Annotated in this window: 5 protein-coding genes; all 5 read left to right on the forward strand. The window is 48.0% G+C overall.

Annotation, left to right across the window (positions count from 1 at the left end; translation table 11 throughout):
* Positions 1 to 472 precede the first annotated feature (472 nt).
* A complete protein-coding gene (locus FM038_RS17215; RefSeq protein ID WP_185965854.1) occupies positions 473 to 1,330 on the forward strand; it encodes a helix-turn-helix domain-containing protein in 858 nt (285 codons plus the stop codon).
* Positions 1,330 to 9,543, forward strand: a complete 8,214-nt coding sequence (locus FM038_RS17220; RefSeq protein WP_142874555.1) for a type I polyketide synthase — start codon at positions 1,330 to 1,332, stop codon at positions 9,541 to 9,543. Before FM038_RS17215 ends, FM038_RS17220 begins: the two co-directional genes overlap by 1 nt.
* Positions 9,543 to 11,858 carry a PfaB family protein gene (locus FM038_RS17225; protein ID WP_142874556.1) on the forward strand — a complete coding sequence of 772 codons (2,316 nt, stop codon included), beginning with the start codon at positions 9,543 to 9,545 and terminating at the stop codon, positions 11,856 to 11,858. The genes FM038_RS17220 and FM038_RS17225 overlap by 1 nt, the downstream gene beginning before the upstream one ends.
* Complete coding sequence (locus tag FM038_RS17230; protein ID WP_142874557.1) at positions 11,858 to 17,719, forward strand: hotdog fold thioesterase; 5,862 nt, start codon at positions 11,858 to 11,860, stop codon at positions 17,717 to 17,719. The genes FM038_RS17225 and FM038_RS17230 overlap by 1 nt, the downstream gene beginning before the upstream one ends.
* A gap of 117 nt (positions 17,720 to 17,836) precedes the next feature.
* A complete protein-coding gene (gene pfaD / locus FM038_RS17235) occupies positions 17,837 to 19,474 on the forward strand; it encodes an eicosapentaenoate synthase subunit PfaD (protein ID WP_142874558.1) in 1,638 nt (545 codons plus the stop codon).
* The last annotated feature ends 119 nt before the right edge of the window (positions 19,475 to 19,593 follow it).

Genomic DNA, 19,593 nt, shown 5'->3' on the forward strand with positions numbered 1-19,593 from the left:
TTCAAAGGTTTACTTAATTAACGATCTCAATTAACACGCTTAATCCTTTTCTCTCTAACAACTATCGCAACCTAGCCGTCAAAGATAGCCAACTCGAATAGCCATCATAAAGTTAATAAAAGGTGAAATACGTAAACTTAAAAAGGCGATAGTGTTTGACTGTTAATTGTAAGTATAGACCCGAGTTAATGCTGGTTATTTGACCTAAGTCATGTTTTATTTTCTGAAACATAATTTGTACAAAATTTGTGAGGCTCCACAAATAAAAGATACACGCGTACTCTCAAACTGGTCTGAAGTGAACATATTCAGTCCCAGGTGATTGTATTGCTATCCAAGCTCAGGTAATGTGCTCAACCATTGGCCAAACAATACTGGTTAAATCACGATAGAACGGGAACTTCTGCAGAGTATCTCAGTCATAAAGTCGTATTTAGTCCCAGTACATTATTAACGGAAGCCCGCTAATTTAATGGTAGAACAAACTCGCAAAAAGCTTATTTCAGATAATTTAAATCAGGGTAAGCGTACGCAAACCGCAACAGAAGCTCGGCACAGCAATGCCACCACGACACCAGAGATGCGTCGATTCATACAAGAATCTGACTTTTCTGTGGGTCAGCTTGCCAAGGTGCTGAATATCAGCGAAGCGACTGTGCGCAAGTGGCGTAGTCGTGACTCTGTCGTGAATACACCAAATACTCCCCACCACCTCAATACGACACTGACTCCCCTGCAGGAGTATGTAGTGGTAGGGCTAAGATATCAGCTTAAGACCCCGCTAGATAAACTCCTTAAAGTGACACAAAAATTTATCAATCCTAATGTGTCACGTTCAGGCCTAGCACGATGTCTTAAACGTTATGGCGTATCCAAGGTTGGCGATATTCAAAGCCCTCAAGTTCCTGAACGCTATTTTAATCAATTGCCAATTGTTCAGGGCAGCAATATAGAAACCTATACGCTGCACCCAGATACATTGGCCAAAATCATTGCAGAAGATAGTGACAGTGATGTGCTGCAGGTGGTTTCTTTGACTATTCCACCACAGCTTACTGACGAAAAACCAAGTTCAATACTGCTCGGCATAGACCGAAACAGTGACTGGCTTTATTTAGATATATATCAAGATGGCAATACCCAAGCCACCAACCGATACATCGCTTATGTGTTAAAGCATGGGCCGTTTCATCTGCGTAAGTTGCTTGTTCGCAACTACCACACCTTTTTACAGCGATTTCCTGGTGCCAAGCTTAGTCATGGGCATGTCACAGAAAACGTTGAAACTAACAACAAGACGCCTAATCAGGCACCCAGTGGAGACTCATAATGAGCCAAACCTCTAAGCCGTCAAAAGCTTCTAAAGCTTCTTCGAAAGCCAAAGTAGCTGACGCGACTCAGCAGCAAGATTCGAAAGCAGATATACGTTTAAATAAACGTCTCAAAGATATGCCTATCGCGATTGTAGGTATGGCAAGTATCTTTGCTAACTCACGTTACTTGAACAAGTTCTGGGATCTTATCAGCGAAAAAATTGATGCGATCACCGAACTGCCATCGACCCACTGGAAGCCTGAAGAGTATTTCGATGCTAACAAGAGCACGCCAGATAAGAGCTATTGTAAGCGTGGTGGATTCTTGCCAGATGTTGATTTCAACCCAATGGAGTTTGGCTTGCCGCCAAATATCCTAGAGTTAACTGATACATCGCAGCTATTGTCTTTGATCGTTGCTAAAGAGGTCTTGGCCGATGCAAACCTTGCAGAAGGTTATGACAGAGATAAAATTGGTATCACACTCGGTGTCGGTGGTGGTCAGAAAATTAGCCACAGCTTAACCGCTCGTCTTCAATACCCTGTGCTAAAGAAAGTGTTCGCTAACAGCGGTATCAGCGACGAAGATAGCGCCATGCTGATCAAGAAGTTTCAAGATCAGTACGTTCACTGGGAAGAGAACTCGTTCCCAGGTTCACTGGGTAACGTTATCTCAGGTCGTATCGCCAACCGTTTCGATTTAGGCGGCATGAACTGTGTGGTTGATGCGGCATGTGCTGGCTCTCTTGCTGCCATGCGTATGGCACTGAGTGAACTGGTCGAAGGTCGCTCAGAGATGATGATCACAGGTGGTGTGTGTACCGATAACTCACCTTCTATGTACATGAGCTTCTCTAAGACACCAGCGTTCACCACCAACGAAACCATTCAGCCGTTTGATATCGACTCGAAGGGTATGATGATCGGTGAAGGTATCGGCATGATCGCGCTTAAGCGCCTCGAAGATGCAGAACGTGACGGCGATAGAATCTATTCAGTGATTAAAGGTGTAGGTTCATCATCAGATGGTAAGTTCAAGTCTATCTACGCACCACGCCCAGAAGGTCAGGCTAAAGCCCTAAGACGTGCTTATGATGACGCAGGTTTTGAGCCACATACATTGGGTCTTATCGAAGCTCACGGTACTGGTACCGCTGCAGGTGATGCAGCAGAATTTGCCGGTCTTTGTTCAGTATTTTCCGATGGCAACGACACTAAGCAACACATTGCCTTAGGTTCGGTGAAATCTCAAATTGGTCACACTAAGTCTACAGCAGGTACAGCTGGACTGATTAAGGCATCACTGGCACTACACCATAAGGTGTTGCCAGCAACGATTAACATCAGTCAGCCTAGCCCTAAACTTGAGATTGAAAACTCACCTTTTTACCTCAATACCGAGACTCGTCCTTGGTTGCCACGTGCCGATGGTACACCGCGCCGCGCCGGTATCAGCTCATTTGGTTTTGGTGGCACTAACTTCCACTTCGTACTGGAAGAGTATAGTAAAGAACATAGCCGCATCGATGCTGAGAAAGCTAAATACCGTCAGCGCCAAGTAGCCCAAAGCTTCCTAGTGAGTGCCGCATCGAAAGATGCACTTATCACTGAGCTAAACAGCTTAGCTGCAGCGACAACAAGTGAACAGTTCATGCTTGCCACTGCTGCGACTGATTATGCACTACGTGAGCTTGATGCTAACGCGCCTCGCCTGGGCTTAGTGGCTAACACAAGTGAAGAACTAGCAACACAGATCAAGCAAGCTATCGCTAAGCTGACCAGCAGTGATGATAGCGATTGGCAACTACCTGGTGGCACTAGCTACCGCGCATCGAGTGTTGAAGGTAAAGTTGCAGCATTATTTGCTGGTCAAGGTTCACAGTACCTCAACATGGGCCGCGATCTAGCCTGTTACTACCCAGAAATACGTCAGCAATTTGTCGCTGCTGATAAAGTCTTTGCCGCCAATAATAAGACACCTCTTTCACAGACACTTTATCCAAAGCCAGTCTTCAACAGAGACGATGTTAAAGCTCAAGAAGCGGTACTGACTAACACTGCTAATGCACAAAGTGCTATCGGTGCCATCTCTATGGGTCAGTACGAGTTATTCACCGCTGCTGGTTTCAATGCCGATATGGTTGCGGGACACAGCTTTGGTGAGCTAACAGCTCTTTGCGCATCTGGCGCTATCTCAACGGAAGACTACTACAAATTAGCATTTGCCCGTGGCGATGCCATGGCCACTAAAGCCCCAGCTAAAGACGGCGTAGAAGCTGACACTGGTGCTATGTTTGCTATCATTACAAAATCTGCAGCAGACCTAGATACACTTGAAGCGACTATCGCAAAATTCGATGACGTAAAAGTGGCTAACTACAATGCACCGACTCAGTCTGTCATTGCAGGTCCTACTGTTTCTACCGGTGAAGCGGCCAAAGCACTTAGTGAGCTTGGATATAAGGCGATAAACCTGCCTGTATCTGGCGCATTCCACACTGAGCTCGTTGGTCACGCCCAAGCACCATTTGCTAAAGCCATTGATGCTGCCAAGTTCACTAAGCCAAAGTGTGCGCTGTATTCAAACGCGACGGGTGAGCTTTATGACAATACCGCCGCAAAGATTAAGGCCTCGTTCAAGAAACATATGCTTCAATCAGTACGCTTTACTGCGGAGCTTGAAGCCATGTATAACGCCGGCGCTCGCGTATTTGTTGAGTTCGGTCCAAAGAACATTCTGCAGAAGCTGGTACAGGGCACTCTTGCTGATAAGGCGCTTAATGACAAGAATGCCATTAGCACTATCTCTATCAACCCAAGCCCTAAAGGTGATAGCGATCTACAACTTAAGCAAGCTGCAGTGCAGTTAGCCGTTGCGGGTATCAAACTGGGTAATATCGATCCATACCAAGCAGAGATTGCAGCACCAGAGAAAAAGTCTCCAATGAGCATCTCTCTTAATGCAGTCAACCATATTAGCAAAGCAACACGCGCCAAGATGGCTAAGTCATTAGAAACTGGCACAGTCACTAGCTCAACAATCATCGAAGAAAAGCTTGTTGAAATTGAGAAAGTGGTTGAGAAAATTGTTGAAGTTGAAAAAATTGTTGAAAAAGTGGTTGAAGTTGAAAAGATTGTTGAAGTTGCATCTCTGCAGCCAGGCAACCCACAAGCAACTTATATCTCAGCCAATGCCGAACCAGTTCAAGAGAATCTAGTAGTGTCTAAAAATTCCAAGCCATCAGTAATCGTTAATAGCAGCGATGCACTAACGAACTTCTTTGCAGCCCAGCAGCAAGCTGCAGAGCTTCATCAACAGTTCCTGGAGATCCCGCAGCAATACGGTGAGACCTTCACAACCTTGATGACAGAGCAAACTAAACTCGCTGGCGCAGGCATTGCGCTCCCTGAGAGCCTACAACGCTCTATGGAGCAGTTCCACCAGCTTCAGGCACAAACAGTGCAAAGCCACACTCAATTCCTTGAGATGCAAGCGGGTAGCAACACTGCAGCACTAGGTATGCTTAACGGCACGTCGACTGTTATCTCTACCCAGAACATCACTCCTGTCGCTCAACCAGCCATTATCCAAGCAGCACCAAGCGCTGCGGCGGCTCCTAGAGTTAGTGCACCAGTTCAAGCCGCTCCTGCGAAAGTGGCAACTCCAGCGCCAGTGGCCGCACCTGTAGCTCAAGTAGCTCCAGCCGTAACACCTGTGCAAGCAGCCCCAGTGTATCAAGCAGCAAAAGTAGAAAGCAGAGTTGAGCCTGTCGCGACCTCTAATACAAGCGCCGCTGACTCTTTACCTTTAAAAGCCGCTGAAGGCTCACTCTCTGCAGAGAAGGTTCAAGCTACCATGCTTGAAGTGGTTGCCGAGAAGACCGGTTACCCAACTGAGATGCTAGAGCTTGAGATGGATATGGAAGCCGATTTAGGCATCGATTCTATCAAGCGAGTTGAAATTCTAGGTACAGTTCAAGATGAGCTTCCAGGTCTGCCAGAGCTAAGCCCAGAAGATCTAGCCGAGTGTAGAACACTGGGTGAAATCGTGGCTTATATGAATAGCAAGTTGCCTTCAAGCGACGCTGAAGGCTCTGCTTCTATTTCAAGTGCCGCCGCGGCGCCTGCTGGTCTTAGCGCACAAAAAGTCCAAGCGACTATGATGTCAGTCGTCGCCGAGAAGACTGGCTACCCAACTGAGATGCTAGAGCTTGAGATGGATATGGAGGCGGACCTTGGTATCGACTCTATTAAGCGAGTTGAAATTCTAGGTACAGTTCAAGATGAGCTTCCAGGCCTGCCTGAACTAAGCCCAGAAGATCTAGCCGAGTGTCGTACACTGGGTGAAATCGTTGCTTATATGAATTCTAAGCTGACTAACACAAGTGCAGCTGAAGGCTCACTCTCTGCTGAGACAGCCTTGAGCGCACAAACAGCCTTGAGCTCGACTCTTTCTGCAGAGAAAGTCCAAGCAACCATGATGTCAGTCGTCGCCGAGAAGACCGGTTACCCAACTGAGATGCTAGAGCTTGAGATGGATATGGAAGCAGACCTTGGTATCGACTCTATCAAGCGCGTTGAAATTCTAGGTACTGTGCAAGATGAGCTTCCTGGCTTACCTGAGCTTAACCCTGAAGATCTCGCTGAGTGTCGTACGCTTGGTGAAATCGTTGCTTATATGAATTCTAAGCTGCCAGCTGAGGGAAGTGCTAATACAGCTACTTCAGTAGCACCAGCAACAGGTGGATTATCAGCAGCTGAAGTGCAGTCAACCATGATGTCAGTCGTTGCCGACAAGACGGGCTACCCAACTGAGATGCTAGAACTTAGCATGGACATGGAAGCTGACCTTGGTATCGACTCTATCAAGCGTGTTGAAATTCTAGGAACTGTTCAAGATGAGCTACCAGGCTTGCCAGAGCTAAACCCTGAAGATCTAGCCGAGTGTCGTACGCTTGGTGAGATTGTTAGCTACATGAATTCGAAACTACCTGCGACGAATAGCGCTGCGGCGGCTCCTAATGTTAGTGCCGCTGAAGGCTCCCTCTCTGCTGAGACAGCCTTGAGCGCGCAAGAAGTTCAAGCGACTATGATGTCAGTGGTTGCCGACAAGACTGGCTACCCCACTGAGATGCTAGAACTTAGCATGGACATGGAAGCCGACCTTGGTATCGATTCTATCAAGCGCGTTGAAATTCTAGGGACTGTTCAAGACGAGCTTCCAGGCTTGCCTGAGCTAAACCCTGAAGATCTCGCTGAGTGTCGTACACTGGGCGAAATCGTTAGCTATATGAATTCGAAACTACCATCTGTTGGTTCTCAAGCAACAGCAACAAGCGCTACTGACTCTTTACCTTCACAAGCCGCTGAGGGCTCACTCTCTGCGGAGAAGGTTCAAGGCACTATGATGTCAGTGGTTGCCGATAAGACGGGCTACCCTACTGAGATGCTAGAACTTAGCATGGATATGGAAGCTGACCTGGGTATCGACTCTATCAAGCGAGTAGAAATTCTAGGAACAGTTCAAGATGAGCTTCCCGGCCTTCCTGAGCTAAACCCAGAAGATCTTGCTGAGTGTCGTACACTGGGCGAAATCGTTTCGTACATGAACTCTAAGTTGACTAATACAAGTGCCGCCGCAGGCGCTACAGTAACTTCAACGATTGCAGCAGCTACCGATGCAGTTAAGTCAGTCGCAGACACAATTACCTCATCTCTAGAACTTCCTCCTCACAGCGAGGTAGCGCTAAAAAAGCTTAATGCGGCGGACACGATTAAAAACTGTTTCGCCGCAGACGCAACCGTAGTGATCACCGATGATGGTCATAACGCAGGCGTATTAGCTGAGAAACTAACAAAGCAAGGTCTTAAAGTAGCCGTTGTTCGTCTACCTAAAGGCGCAGCTCAATCACCGCTAAGCAGTGATGTTGCCAGCTTCCAAGCTGACAGTCTTGATGAATCAGGTATCAGCGCAGTTATTGCTCAAATCGAGCAGCAACTAGGTCAAATTGGTGGGTTTATTCACCTACAGCCTGAAGCAGATAGCAACAACACTAAAGACGCTGTAAATCTAAGTGATGACAGCTTCACTCACGTTAGCCAAGCCTTCCTTTGGGCTAAGCTGCTACAACCAAAGCTGACAGCATCAAGTGATATGCGTCGCAGCTTTATCACGGTTAGCCGTATCGATGGTGGCTTTGGTTACTTAGACATTAAGCAACTTGAAAATGCTGAGCTAAACCAAGCAGCACTTGCAGGTTTAACTAAGACACTAAGTCATGAGTGGCCAACAGTCTTCTGCCGTGCACTAGACATTGCTACTGACCTAGATGCAACCCATCTTGCAGATGCGATTACCAATGAGCTGTTCGATAGTGTGACCAACCTGCCAGAAGTGGGTATCTCACTCGATGCTAAGGGTAACGTTGCACGTACCACCCTAATTGCTGGTGATGCGAGCAGTAAGCATGCAGGTTCATCGCTTAACAGTGCAGATAAAATACTGGTGACCGGGGGAGCAAAAGGTGTGACCTTCGAATGTGCCCTTGCATTAGCTAAGCGTACACAATCTCACTTTATCCTTGCAGGCCGTAGCGAGTTACTGGCTATACCAGCATGGGCAACAGCTAAACAAATTAGCGAGTTAAAACCCGCAGCGATTGCGCATATTATCTCTACGGGTAATAAGCCAACCCCTAAGCAGGTTGAAGCCTTAGTTTGGACTGTGAAAAGCTCAATCGAGATAAACACAGCCCTTGAAGCGTTTACCCAAGTTGGCGCGAGTGCTGAATATGTCAGCATGGATGTGACCGATACCGCCGCTATCACAGCAGCATTAAAAGGTCGCTCAAATGAAATCACCGGGCTTATTCACGGTGCTGGCGTGCTTGCCGACAAACATATTCAAGATAAGACAATAGAAGAGTTAGGTCGCGTCTACGGTACTAAGGTCAATGGTCTTAAAGCCCTGCTTGCAGCACTTGATTCAAGCAAGATAAAACTTCTGGCGATGTTCTCATCTGCTGCTGGTTTCTACGGCAATACAGGTCAGAGCGATTACGCCATGTCGAACGACATCCTTAACAAGACCGCGCTGCAGTTCACTGCCCGCAACCCACAAGCTAAAGTAATGAGCTTTAACTGGGGTCCTTGGGATGGCGGCATGGTTACCGATGCACTTAAGAAGATGTTTACCGACCGCGGTGTGTACGTTATCCCACTAAAAGCAGGGGCTGAGCTTTTTGCCACTCAACTGCTAAGTGAGACCGGCGCTCAGCTGCTTATCGGTACCTCTATGCAAGGTGGTAACAAGGAAGCTTCTGTAAAAAAGCTTAATGCGGGTGAGGTGCTGAACGCATCGCGCCCGCTAGCACCTGTTTCTTTAACAAGAGCCTTAAACCCTAATGCTATGGTCTTTATCCAAGACCACCGCATTAGCGGTAACCCAGTGCTTCCCACTGTCTGTGCAATTCAGTGGATGCGTGAGGCGGCGAGCGAGATGCTTGGCACTCGAGTTAACGTGCTCGACTATAAGCTACTTAAAGGGATCATCTTTGACAGCAGTGATGTTCAAGAGATGACCCTTGAGTTAACGCCTATAGAAAGCGAGCCTTCTGCGGCTCTTAGAATGAATGCTTTAATCAGCAGTCAGGGGCGTCCACAGTATAAGGCTACTCTTGTGAGCGCTAACGCTAATGAAGCAGCAGTGCTATCAAGCAAATCGTTCACCGATCTTGGTGGTGCCGTCACAACTGCTGCTGAACTCTATAGCAATGGAACCCTATTCCACGGGCCACGTTTGCAGGGCATAAAGCAGGTGTTTAAGTTTGATGACGCAGGCCTATTAGCCAGTTGCCAATTACCACAGGTGAGTGACAGCGATTGCGGCCAGTTTGTTGCAACGCAGCATATTGGTGGTAGCCAGCCATTTGCAGAAGATCTGCTGCTTCAAGCGATGCTTGTATGGGCGAGACTTAAATACGGTGCAGCTAGCTTACCTTCTACTATCGGTGAGTTTATCTCAAACAAGCCGCTGGCATTTGGTGACAAGGCAATGCTAGCGCTAGAGGTCGTGAAGACCAGTGGTCGTTCACTTGAGGCTAATGTCGCGCTTTACCATGAAAATGGTGAGCTTAGCGCGATGATGAAAGGGGCGAAAGTCACTATCAGCAAGAACCTCAACAGCGCTTTCTTAAATGAAACAGCCCTGAGCAAAGGAGAGCAAGCTTAATGGTCAAGCCGACACCTCCTGTTAATTCAGTAGCGAGCGTCAGTGATCAAGTTATCAAGAGTGAGATGCCTCTGCGCATCGCACTCTTGGTGCTTCCAGCATCACTAGATTTAAGCTTATGTACTGGGTCTCTGGATAGCCCAGCTCTTGATTCACCTGAGACGACTAAGCAGCTATCAGTACTGATGCCGGAACTGCATAACTCGAAATTGCTAGAAACCACTGAACTTGTCTCTATCAAGGTTGATGATTTTGAGGCTAACTTAACAGCCACTATCGAGTCGATAGAGCTAGGTAAGATAGTGCAGATCTCAACACCATCAAGCTCACTTTTGATGATGCATGCGCTAAAAGCGGCGCAAAATAGGATTCACCCCCACGCGCAACTTGCTGCAATGCAGATACAAACGCAGTCTGATTCAGCTGCCCTTGCTGACAGCACTATTACCGACAAGAGTATGGCTAAAGCATTAAGCCAAGCAAAGCGTAAACCTGACAGCGTCAGTAAGCGCTTTGATCTGCATGAGCTTAACAGCACAGAGCAGTTTGATGCCGTCTGTGAACAGATCAAAGATCTTGCCTCTCGTACACACCATAGAGATGCAACATCGATTAATCCTAAGCAAGCAGCTAGTCACTACTGGTTTACCGAACACCATCAAGCACGTGTTGTGGCAATCAACCTGACCAACTCTTTACAAAGCAGTTCATCAAAGAGCTGTTCGGCTAGTTGCATCAGCTTCGTCGTCTCCCAAGGCACAGGCTTTATCGCACCAAAATCGATTATCGATACTAAGCGATTAGAGTTTGTTATTTGTGCTGACACCCAAGCTGAACTGCTCAGCGAGCTTGCTAGAACGAAATCTACACTCACTACAAAGCCCGGTTCACTGCTAACACAGATGCGCGATAACCTCGTCTCATATGAGAAGAGTCACAGCAATAAAGCTAACATCAGCAGGTACGCCATTACCCTGCAGGCAAGTTCAGCTGAAGCCATGCTTCAAGAGATCACAGCCATGGCAGAAACGCTGCCAAAGGTAATGAGTGAAAATGGCCAACACGCTTCACAATACAAGACGCCAGCAGGCAGCTACTTTACTGCAGAGCCTTTAGGCTCATCTGCTCAAAATGGTCTTGCCTTTGTCTACCCAGGTGTCGGAACTGTCTATAGCGATATGTTTAGTCAGCTACACAGATACTTTCCATCACTCTATTCACAGCTCGAACGTGAAGGTGATCTAAAGTCGATGTTTCAAGCCGATGCTATCTATCACTTAGACCCTAAAGTGACTCCAGCGATGCAGCTTGGGGATCTTGCTATTGCAGGTGTGGGTAGTAGCTATCTACTGACTCAGTTGTTGGTGAAACAGTTTAAAATCACGCCAAACTTTGCCTTAGGTTACTCTATGGGCGAAGCATCGATGTGGGCAAGTCTTGGTGTGTGGAACGCTCCCCACGCTTTGATTGAGAAGACTAAAACCGATCCACTTTTTACCAGTGCTATTTCCGGTAAGCTCACAGCTGTACGCAAAGCGTGGCAGTTAACCAATAGTGATGCCGATATCGTCTGGAATAGCTTTGTTGTTCGCTCACCAGCCGCGCCGATTAAAGCGCTACTCCCTGAGTTTCCCCACGCTTACCTTGCCATTGTTCAGGGTGATACCTGCGTAATTGCAGGCTGTGAGACTCAGTGCCGAGCACTATTAGCACAGATGAAAAAGCGCGGTATTGCAGCGAATCGAGTCACGGCCATGCATACGACTCCAGCGATGGAGGAGCACGGCAATGTAGAGCAGTTTTACAATCAGCCGCTGCAAGAGTCACTGCCTACTGATATTAAGTTTATCAGTGCAGCTTCAGGCGACAGCACAGTATCCAATGGTCGGGGCGGACTCGACAGTCAAGTTGTTGCCCGCTCAATCGCCGATACCTTCTGCAACACCTTAGACTTCACAGCACTTGTTCACAGTGCTCAGAAGCAAGGCGTTAAGCTATTTGTCGAGCTAGGCGCAGACAGACAAAACTGCACACTCATCGACAAAATAGCTAAACAAGATCGCCAATGTGGCGGCGAGTCGACTGACTTTCCTTGCTGCACTGTGCCCGTCAATGCAAAGGGCGGTGATGATATCACTAGCCTGCTTAAAGCATTAGGCCAACTTATTAGTCATCGAGTTCCACTCACTGTTCAGCCACTTATTGATGGATTAAATCGTGAAATAGCGCTAGCACAACTGCACTCTTCACTAAGCAGCGACCACTCGATGAACAACACACAGCCGTTGAAACAAACATTACAAGGGGAAGTTTAATGTCTTCTTCAGACAAGCATACTCACTCCAACAGCCTGACTAAGCAAAGCAAGATTGCTATAGTCGGTATTGCAACGCTCTACCCTGATGCCAAGACGCCAGGGGAGTTTTGGCAAAACCTGCTCGACAAGCGAGATTCTCGTAGCACCCTAACCAATGAAAAATTAGGGGCTAACACCCAAGATTATCAAGGTGTTCAGGGCCAATCTGACCGTTTTTATTGTGATAAAGGCGGCTACATTGAAAACTTCAGTTTCGATGCAACAGGTTACCAACTACCAAGTGAAAGCTTGACCGGATTGGATACCAGCTTCCTTTGGGCGCTAGATACCAGCCGTAAAGCCCTGATTGATGCGGGTATCACCCTAGAGAGCGCCTCACTTGCTCGTACGGGTATCATCATGGGCGCCCTCTCGTTCCCAACCACTCGTTCGAACGACCTGTTTCTCCCTATCTATCACAGCGCCGTTGAAAAGGCCCTGCAGGATAAGTTAGGCACGAGTGCTTTTAAGCTCAATCCAACCAATGCTCAGACAGATAGAGCCCGTAGCGAAACCGCTCTCGATAACGCCAATGGCGCTATCGCTCACAACGCCTCAAAAATCGTTGCCGATGCTTTAGGTTTAGGCGGCGCACAGCTGAGTCTTGATGCGGCATGTGCAAGCTCAGTTTACTCGCTAAAACTTGCCTGTGATTACTTAAGCGCAGGCAAAGCCGATGTGATGTTGGCGGGCGCCGTGTCTGGTGCAGACCCTTTCTTTATCAACATGGGTTTTTCCATCTTCCATGCCTACCCGGATCATGGGTTCTCTGTTCCCTTCGACGGTGACAGTAAAGGCTTGTTTGCCGGTGAAGGCGCTGGCGTATTAGTGCTTAAGCGATTAGATGATGCCGAGCGTGACGGTGATAAAATTTATGCTGTCGTCAGTGGTGTGGGTCTATCAAACGACGGTAAAGGCCAGTTTGTTCTGAGCCCTAACCCAAAAGGTCAGGTCAAAGCCTTTGAACGTGCTTATGCCGCCAGTGATATCGAGCCTAAAGATGTCGAAGTGATTGAGTGCCACGCAACGGGTACGCCACTAGGTGATAAGATTGAGCTAACTTCAATGGAAACCTTCTTTGAAGATAAATTAGCTGGCAGTAAAGCGCCCTTGATAGGCTCTGCTAAGTCTAACTTAGGCCATCTGCTGACTGCTGCGGGAATGCCTGGGATCATGAAGATGATCTTCGCCATGAAAGAGCAGGCACTGCCGCCAAGCATCAATATTAGCGATGCTATCTCTTCACCAAACAAACTATTCGGTACTGCAACGCTACCTAACCAGGTACAACCTTGGCCAGCCAAAGAGGGCAATGCCCTGCGTCATGCTGGCGTATCGGTATTTGGCTTCGGTGGCTGTAATGCGCACTTGTTGCTAGAGTCGTACTCAGTTCAAACAGCAAGCACTAGCCATCAGTCGGTTATTGCACCAAAGCCGCAGGCGATGAAGATAAGCGGTCTTGCCTCTCACTTTGGTCCTCTTAGCAGCATAAACCAGCTCAATGATGCCGTTGCATCAAACAGCAATGGCTTTATCTCGCTACCTAAGAAACGCTGGAAAGGGTTAGAGAAACACCAAGAGTTGCTCGCTGAATTTGGCCTTAGCGCTGCACCAAAAGGTGCCTATGTCGACAGTTTCGATCTGGACTTCCTGCGCTTTAAACTGCCACCCAATGAAGATGATCGCCTGATCTCACAGCAGCTAATGCTGATGAAGGTCACCGATGAAGCGATTCGTGATGCCAAGTTAAAGCCTGGGCAAAAAGTTGCAGTACTGGTTGCCATGGAAACCGAGCTTGAACTTCATCAATTTCGTGGCCGTGTTAACCTGCACACTCAACTACAAGAGAGCCTTTCAGCCATCGGTGTTACCTTAAGCGATGATGAATACCAAGCCCTTGAAGCTATCACTATGGATAGTGTTCTCGATGCGGCTAAGCTCAACCAGTACACTAGCTTTATCGGCAACATCATGGCCTCTCGCATCGCATCCTTATGGGACTTCGATGGACCAGCATTTACTATCTCTGCCGCGGAGCAGTCGGTAAGTCGCTGTATTGATGTCGCGCAAAATATGATGACCAGTGAAGCACTCGATGCCGTGGTTATCGCAGCAGTCGATCTGTCGGGTAGTTTTGAGCAGGTGATACTGAAAAACAGTATCGAGCCTGTATCTATCGATGCCAGCGCCGCTCAAAATAATCACGGCTGGAATGTCGGTGAAGGTGCCGGGGCTGTAGTACTGGTTCCAAGTGATGCCACAAGCTCTGACGGACAGAGCTCTTACGGAGAGATAAGCGCACTTGCGTTTGGACAGGCGACAGAATCTAACCTGGTTGTTGACAGCTTGCTGACTCAAGCAGGCGTCGATATCAACACCATTAAGGTCGTTGAAACCACCGTCGCGCCAGGTAGCTTAGCTTCGGTTTCAGTGACACATCTGTTCCCAAATGCTATTAGTACCAGCGCTGATAGCCGGGTCGGTCACAGCTTTGCCGCTGCAGGGATGGCCAGTCTACTTCATGGCCTGCTTAGCCTCTCTATCCAGAATAAGTCAGGCGCTGCAATCGTTGCCAACACCAGTGAGAATCAAATATCTCAGTTGTTAATCAGCCAGACCGCAATTGAAAACAGCGCCCTTAGCACTCGCTTAAGCAGTGAGCTCAAGTCTGATGCTAAGCACCAACTGTTAAAACAAGTCACCCTTGGTGGTCGTGATATCTACCAACATATCGTCGATACACCACTTGCAGGTCTAGCTGCTATTCAGGGCAAACTTGCGGCAGGCAGCGCTTCAACAGTTGTGAAGCAGCACAAGCCTATCGTCTCGCGCACAGCACCTGTATTGGCAGCTCCTGTATTGGCAGCTCCTGTATTAGCAGCACCAGCAACGACAGCCCCCAAATTAACAGCACCTGTAAGCCCTACTCCAGTTTTAGGTACCCTTATGACAAATAAAGTAATTACAACGCCTAGCAAAACAATTGACGTTTCAGCGGGTGACATGGCAGCGTTTGCGCAAAACCAACAACTGACTCAAGAAGCTCATCAGGCATTTTTAAAGAGCCGTTCAGCAGGCATGAAAGTGGCCGATGCCCTGCTTAAGCAGCAGTTAGCGCAAGTCACTGGTACTGCTGCACCACAAGTTCTACAGAGTGTAACTTCAATCCCAGCACCTGTTTCATATGCAAATACACTTGCTACGGAAGCGCCTGCAGCTGCTAACTCTTTTCCCAAAGGGAAGGAACTAGCACCTAATCACGCTAACGTAGCGCCATATATTGCGCCGACTCCAGAACTTAAACCCTGTATCTGGAACTATGCAGACTTAGTTGAGTACGCAGAAGGTGATATCGCTAAGGTGTTTGGCTCAGATTACGCCATCATCGACGGCTATTCACGTCGCGTACGTCTGCCAACCACAGATTACTTGCTAGTATCCCGAGTCACTAAACTCGATGCCACCATGAATCAGTATAAGCCCTGCTCCATGACCACTGAGTATGATATCCCGGTTGATGCCCCCTATTTAGTAGATGGTCAGATCCCTTGGGCCGTTGCGGTTGAGTCTGGCCAGTGTGACTTGATGCTTATTAGTTACCTAGGTATCGATTTTGAGAACAAGGGCGAGCGTGTCTATCGCCTGCTTGATTGTACCCTCACCTTCCTTGGCGACTTGCCTCGTGGCGGCGATACCTTGCGCTACGATATTAAAATCAACAACTACGCCCGTAATGGCGAAACCTTACTGTTTTTCTTCTCTTACGAGTGTTTCGTTGGCGATACCATGGTCCTGAAAATGGATGGTGGTTGTGCAGGTTTCTTTACCGACGAAGAGCTTGCAGACGGTAAAGGCGTTATCCGCAGCGAAGATGAGTTGAAAGCGCGCGCACTAGCGGTTAAAAAGACCTTCAATCCGCTGATTGATTGTCCTAAAAATAGCTTCAGTTATGGCGATATCCATAAACTACTGACTGCCGATATCGAAGGCTGTTTCGGCCCAACTCACGCAGGCCCAACACAAGCATCACTGTGTTTCGCATCAGAGAAGTTCTTGATGATCGAGCAGGTCAGCAAGGTTGAACGTAACGGCGGTATTTGGGGACTTGGCTTAATCGAAGGTCATAAGCAGCTTGAAGCAGATCACTGGTACTTCCCGTGTCACTTCCAGGGTGATGAGGTCATGGCAGGCTCATTGATGGCTGAAGGTTGTGGTCAGTTATTGCAGTTCTACATGCTGCATCTGGGCATGCACACGCAAGTAACCAATGGTCGTTTCCAGCCACTTGAAAACGCTTCACAGCAGGTGCGTTGTCGTGGACAAGTACTGCCGCAATCAGGCGTATTGACTTACCGCATGGAAGTGACTGAAATTGGCTTCAGCCCACGCCCATATGCGAAAGCGAATATCGATATCTTGCTGAACGGTAAGCCTGTAGTGGACTTCCAAAACCTAGGTGTGATGATCAAGGAAGAAGATGAGTGTGTTCGTTATCCGACTCTGACAACTAACGCTATTACATCGACAGCGCCCGCGGCTTCTCTTAATAAAAGGCAGCCAGCATCGAAAAATGCGCCATTGATGGCTCAAATTCCCGATCTGACTAAGGCGCCAAACAAGGGCGTTATTCCAATTTCGCACGTTGAAGCGCCAATCACACCAGACTACCCGAACCGTGTACCTGATACAGTACCTTTTACCCCGTATCACATGTTTGAGTTTGCTACAGGTAATATAGAAAACTGCTTCGGCCCAGAGTTCTCTATCTATCGCGGCATGATCCCACCACGTACTCCGTGTGGCGATCTACAGGTAACAACGCGAGTGATTGAAGTCAACGGTAAGCGCGGCGAGTTTAAAAAGCCTTCATCGTGTATCGCTGAATATGAAGTACCACAGGATGCATGGTATTTCGATAAGAACAACCATGAAGCCGTAATGCCTTACTCCATCTTGATGGAAATATCGCTGCAGCCAAATGGCTTTATCTCAGGTTATATGGGTACCACCCTTGGTTTCCCTGGTCTTGAGCTGTTTTTCCGTAACTTAGACGGCGCTGGTGAATTGCTGCGTGAAGTAGACTTGCGCGGCAAGACGATACGCAATGACTCACGTCTACTATCGACCGTTATGGCTGGCACCAACATCATCCAGAGCTTTAGCTTCGAGCTAAGCACAGATGGCGAGCCATTCTATCGCGGTACAGCGGTATTTGGTTACTTCAAGGGTGATGCACTAAAAGATCAACTTGGTCTTGATAACGGTAAAGTGACTCAGCCTTGGCATGTGGCGAAAGGTATTGCTGCCGATACGACGGTAAACCTACTCGACAAGAGCAGTCGTCACTTTAATGCCCCAGCAAGTCAGCCACACTACCGCTTAGCCGGTGGCCAGCTGAACTTTATCGACAAGGTAGAGATCGTCGATAACGGCGGCACCGAAGGTCTAGGTTACCTCTATGCAGAGCGCACCATCGACCCAAGTGATTGGTTCTTCCAGTTCCACTTCCATCAAGATCCGGTTATGCCAGGTTCTCTGGGTGTTGAAGCGATTATCGAAACCATGCAGACTTACGCCATCAGTAAAGATCTTGGCGCTGGATTTAAAAATCCAAAGTTTGGTCAAATTCTGTCGAACATCAAATGGAAGTATCGTGGTCAGATCAACCCACTGAACAAGCAGATGTCTATGGATGTCAGCATCACCTCAGTTAAAGATGTCGATGGTAAGAAGGTCATCACAGGTAACGCGAGCCTAAGTAAAGATGGCCTACGTATCTACGAAGTGTTTGATATTGCAATCTGTATCGAAGAAGCCTAAAAGCTACGCTTTTTTGCTTGAGTTAATGACTAAAGGAGAGCGCTTTAGTCATTAACGGATTTCAAGAATTTTATGTTTAAAAAAACTAAACAGACAAAGAATAATTAAGGGTCAACAATGAATCCTACGACAACAAATGAAAACTTATCGCCATGGCCTTGGGCTGTGAATAACAGCGACATCAGTTTTGATGTAGCGACCATGGAGCATCAACTGAAAGACTTCAGCCGTGGCTGTTATGTCGTCAACCACAGCGAGAAAGGTGTGGGTATTGCCCATGAAGCGCAAGTGGTTACCAACTCAGATACAAGCTCAGTAGTGCAAAATGTACAGCCTGTTAGCGCGTTTGCTCCAGCACTTGGTACTGAAAGCTTAGGTGACAGTAACTTTCGCCGCGTACACGGCGTAAAATACGCTTACTACGCTGGTGCCATGGCGAACGGTATTTCATCTGAAGAGCTGGTTATCGCCCTAGGCAGAGCTGGCATCTTATGTTCATTCGGTGCAGCGGGTCTTATTCCAAGCCGCGTAGAAGCCGCCATTAACCGTATCCAAGCCGCCTTACCGAACGGCCCGTATATGTTTAACCTTATCCATAGCCCAAGTGAGCCAGCATTAGAGCGTGGCAGCGTTGAGCTATTTATTAAGCATAAGGTGCGTACAGTCGAAGCGTCAGCATTCCTTGGCCTAACACCTCAAATAGTTTACTACCGCGCAGCAGGCCTTAGCCGTGATAGCCATGGCAATATCGTTATTGCTAACAAGGTTATCGCTAAAGTCAGCCGCACCGAAGTGGCTGAAAAGTTCATGATGCCAGCCCCTGTTAAGATGCTACAAAAGCTGGTCGATGAAGGTTCAATCACTCCTGAGCAGATGGAACTGGCACAACTGGTTCCTATGAGTGATGACATAACTGCTGAAGCGGACTCTGGCGGGCACACAGATAACCGTCCATTAGTGACGCTTCTGCCGACTATCCTCGCGCTTAAAGAGGAGATCCAAACCAAGTTTAACTACCCAACGCCGATCCGTGTCGGTTGTGGCGGCGGTGTGGGCACACCTGATGCTGCGCTAGCTACCTTCAACATGGGCGCTGCCTATATCGTTACAGGCTCAGTCAACCAAGCCTGCGTCGAAGCCGGAGCCAGTGAACACACTCGTAAGCTACTGGCAAACACTGAAATGGCCGATGTGACCATGGCACCTGCAGCCGATATGTTCGAGATGGGCGTCAAGCTGCAAGTCGTCAAGCGTGGTACGCTTTTCCCTATGCGCGCCAACAAGCTTTATGAGCTATACACTCGTTACGACTCTATCGAAGCGATTCCAACTGCTGAGCGTGAGAAACTTGAGAAGCAAGTATTCCGTTCATCTCTTGATGAGATCTGGGCCGGTACTGTGGCACACTTTAATGAGCGCGATCCTAAGCAGATCGAGCGCGCGGAAGGTAATCCTAAGCGTAAGATGGCACTGATCTTCCGCTGGTACCTAGGGCTATCAAGTCGCTGGTCAAACTCAGGTGAAGTCGGCCGTGAAATGGATTATCAAATCTGGGCAGGCCCAGCACTAGGCGCATTCAATCAGTGGGCAAAAGGCAGTTATCTCGATAACTACCAAGACCGTAACGCTGTCGATGTCGCTAAACATCTGATGTATGGCGCAGCTTATCTTAACCGCGTTAATAGCCTCACCTCACAAGGTGTGAAGTTGCCAACGCAGTTGTTGCGCTGGAAGCCAACACAGCGAATGGCTTAAAAGCAGTTTCGAGTTGCGAGAAAAGCATCAGCCTTGAGCGGCTCTTGAAGAAAGTCAGCCCTGAGCGGTTCTTATAAATAGACAGCCTTGAGCGGATTTTAGAAAGAGTAGCGGTAAGT

This window comes from Shewanella eurypsychrophilus (assembly GCF_007004545.3).
Lineage (GTDB): Bacteria > Pseudomonadota > Gammaproteobacteria > Enterobacterales > Shewanellaceae > Shewanella > Shewanella eurypsychrophilus.

Coding starts and splice junctions, on each gene's coding strand:
- FM038_RS17225 (WP_142874556.1), top strand. CDS start 9,543: ATGGTCAAGCCGACACCTCCTGTTAATTCAGTAGCGAGCGTCAGTGAT.
- pfaD (WP_142874558.1), top strand. CDS start 17,837: ATGAATCCTACGACAACAAATGAAAACTTATCGCCATGGCCTTGGGCT.
- FM038_RS17220 (WP_142874555.1), top strand. CDS start 1,330: ATGAGCCAAACCTCTAAGCCGTCAAAAGCTTCTAAAGCTTCTTCGAAA.
- FM038_RS17230 (WP_142874557.1), top strand. CDS start 11,858: ATGTCTTCTTCAGACAAGCATACTCACTCCAACAGCCTGACTAAGCAA.
- FM038_RS17215 (WP_185965854.1), top strand. CDS start 473: ATGGTAGAACAAACTCGCAAAAAGCTTATTTCAGATAATTTAAATCAG.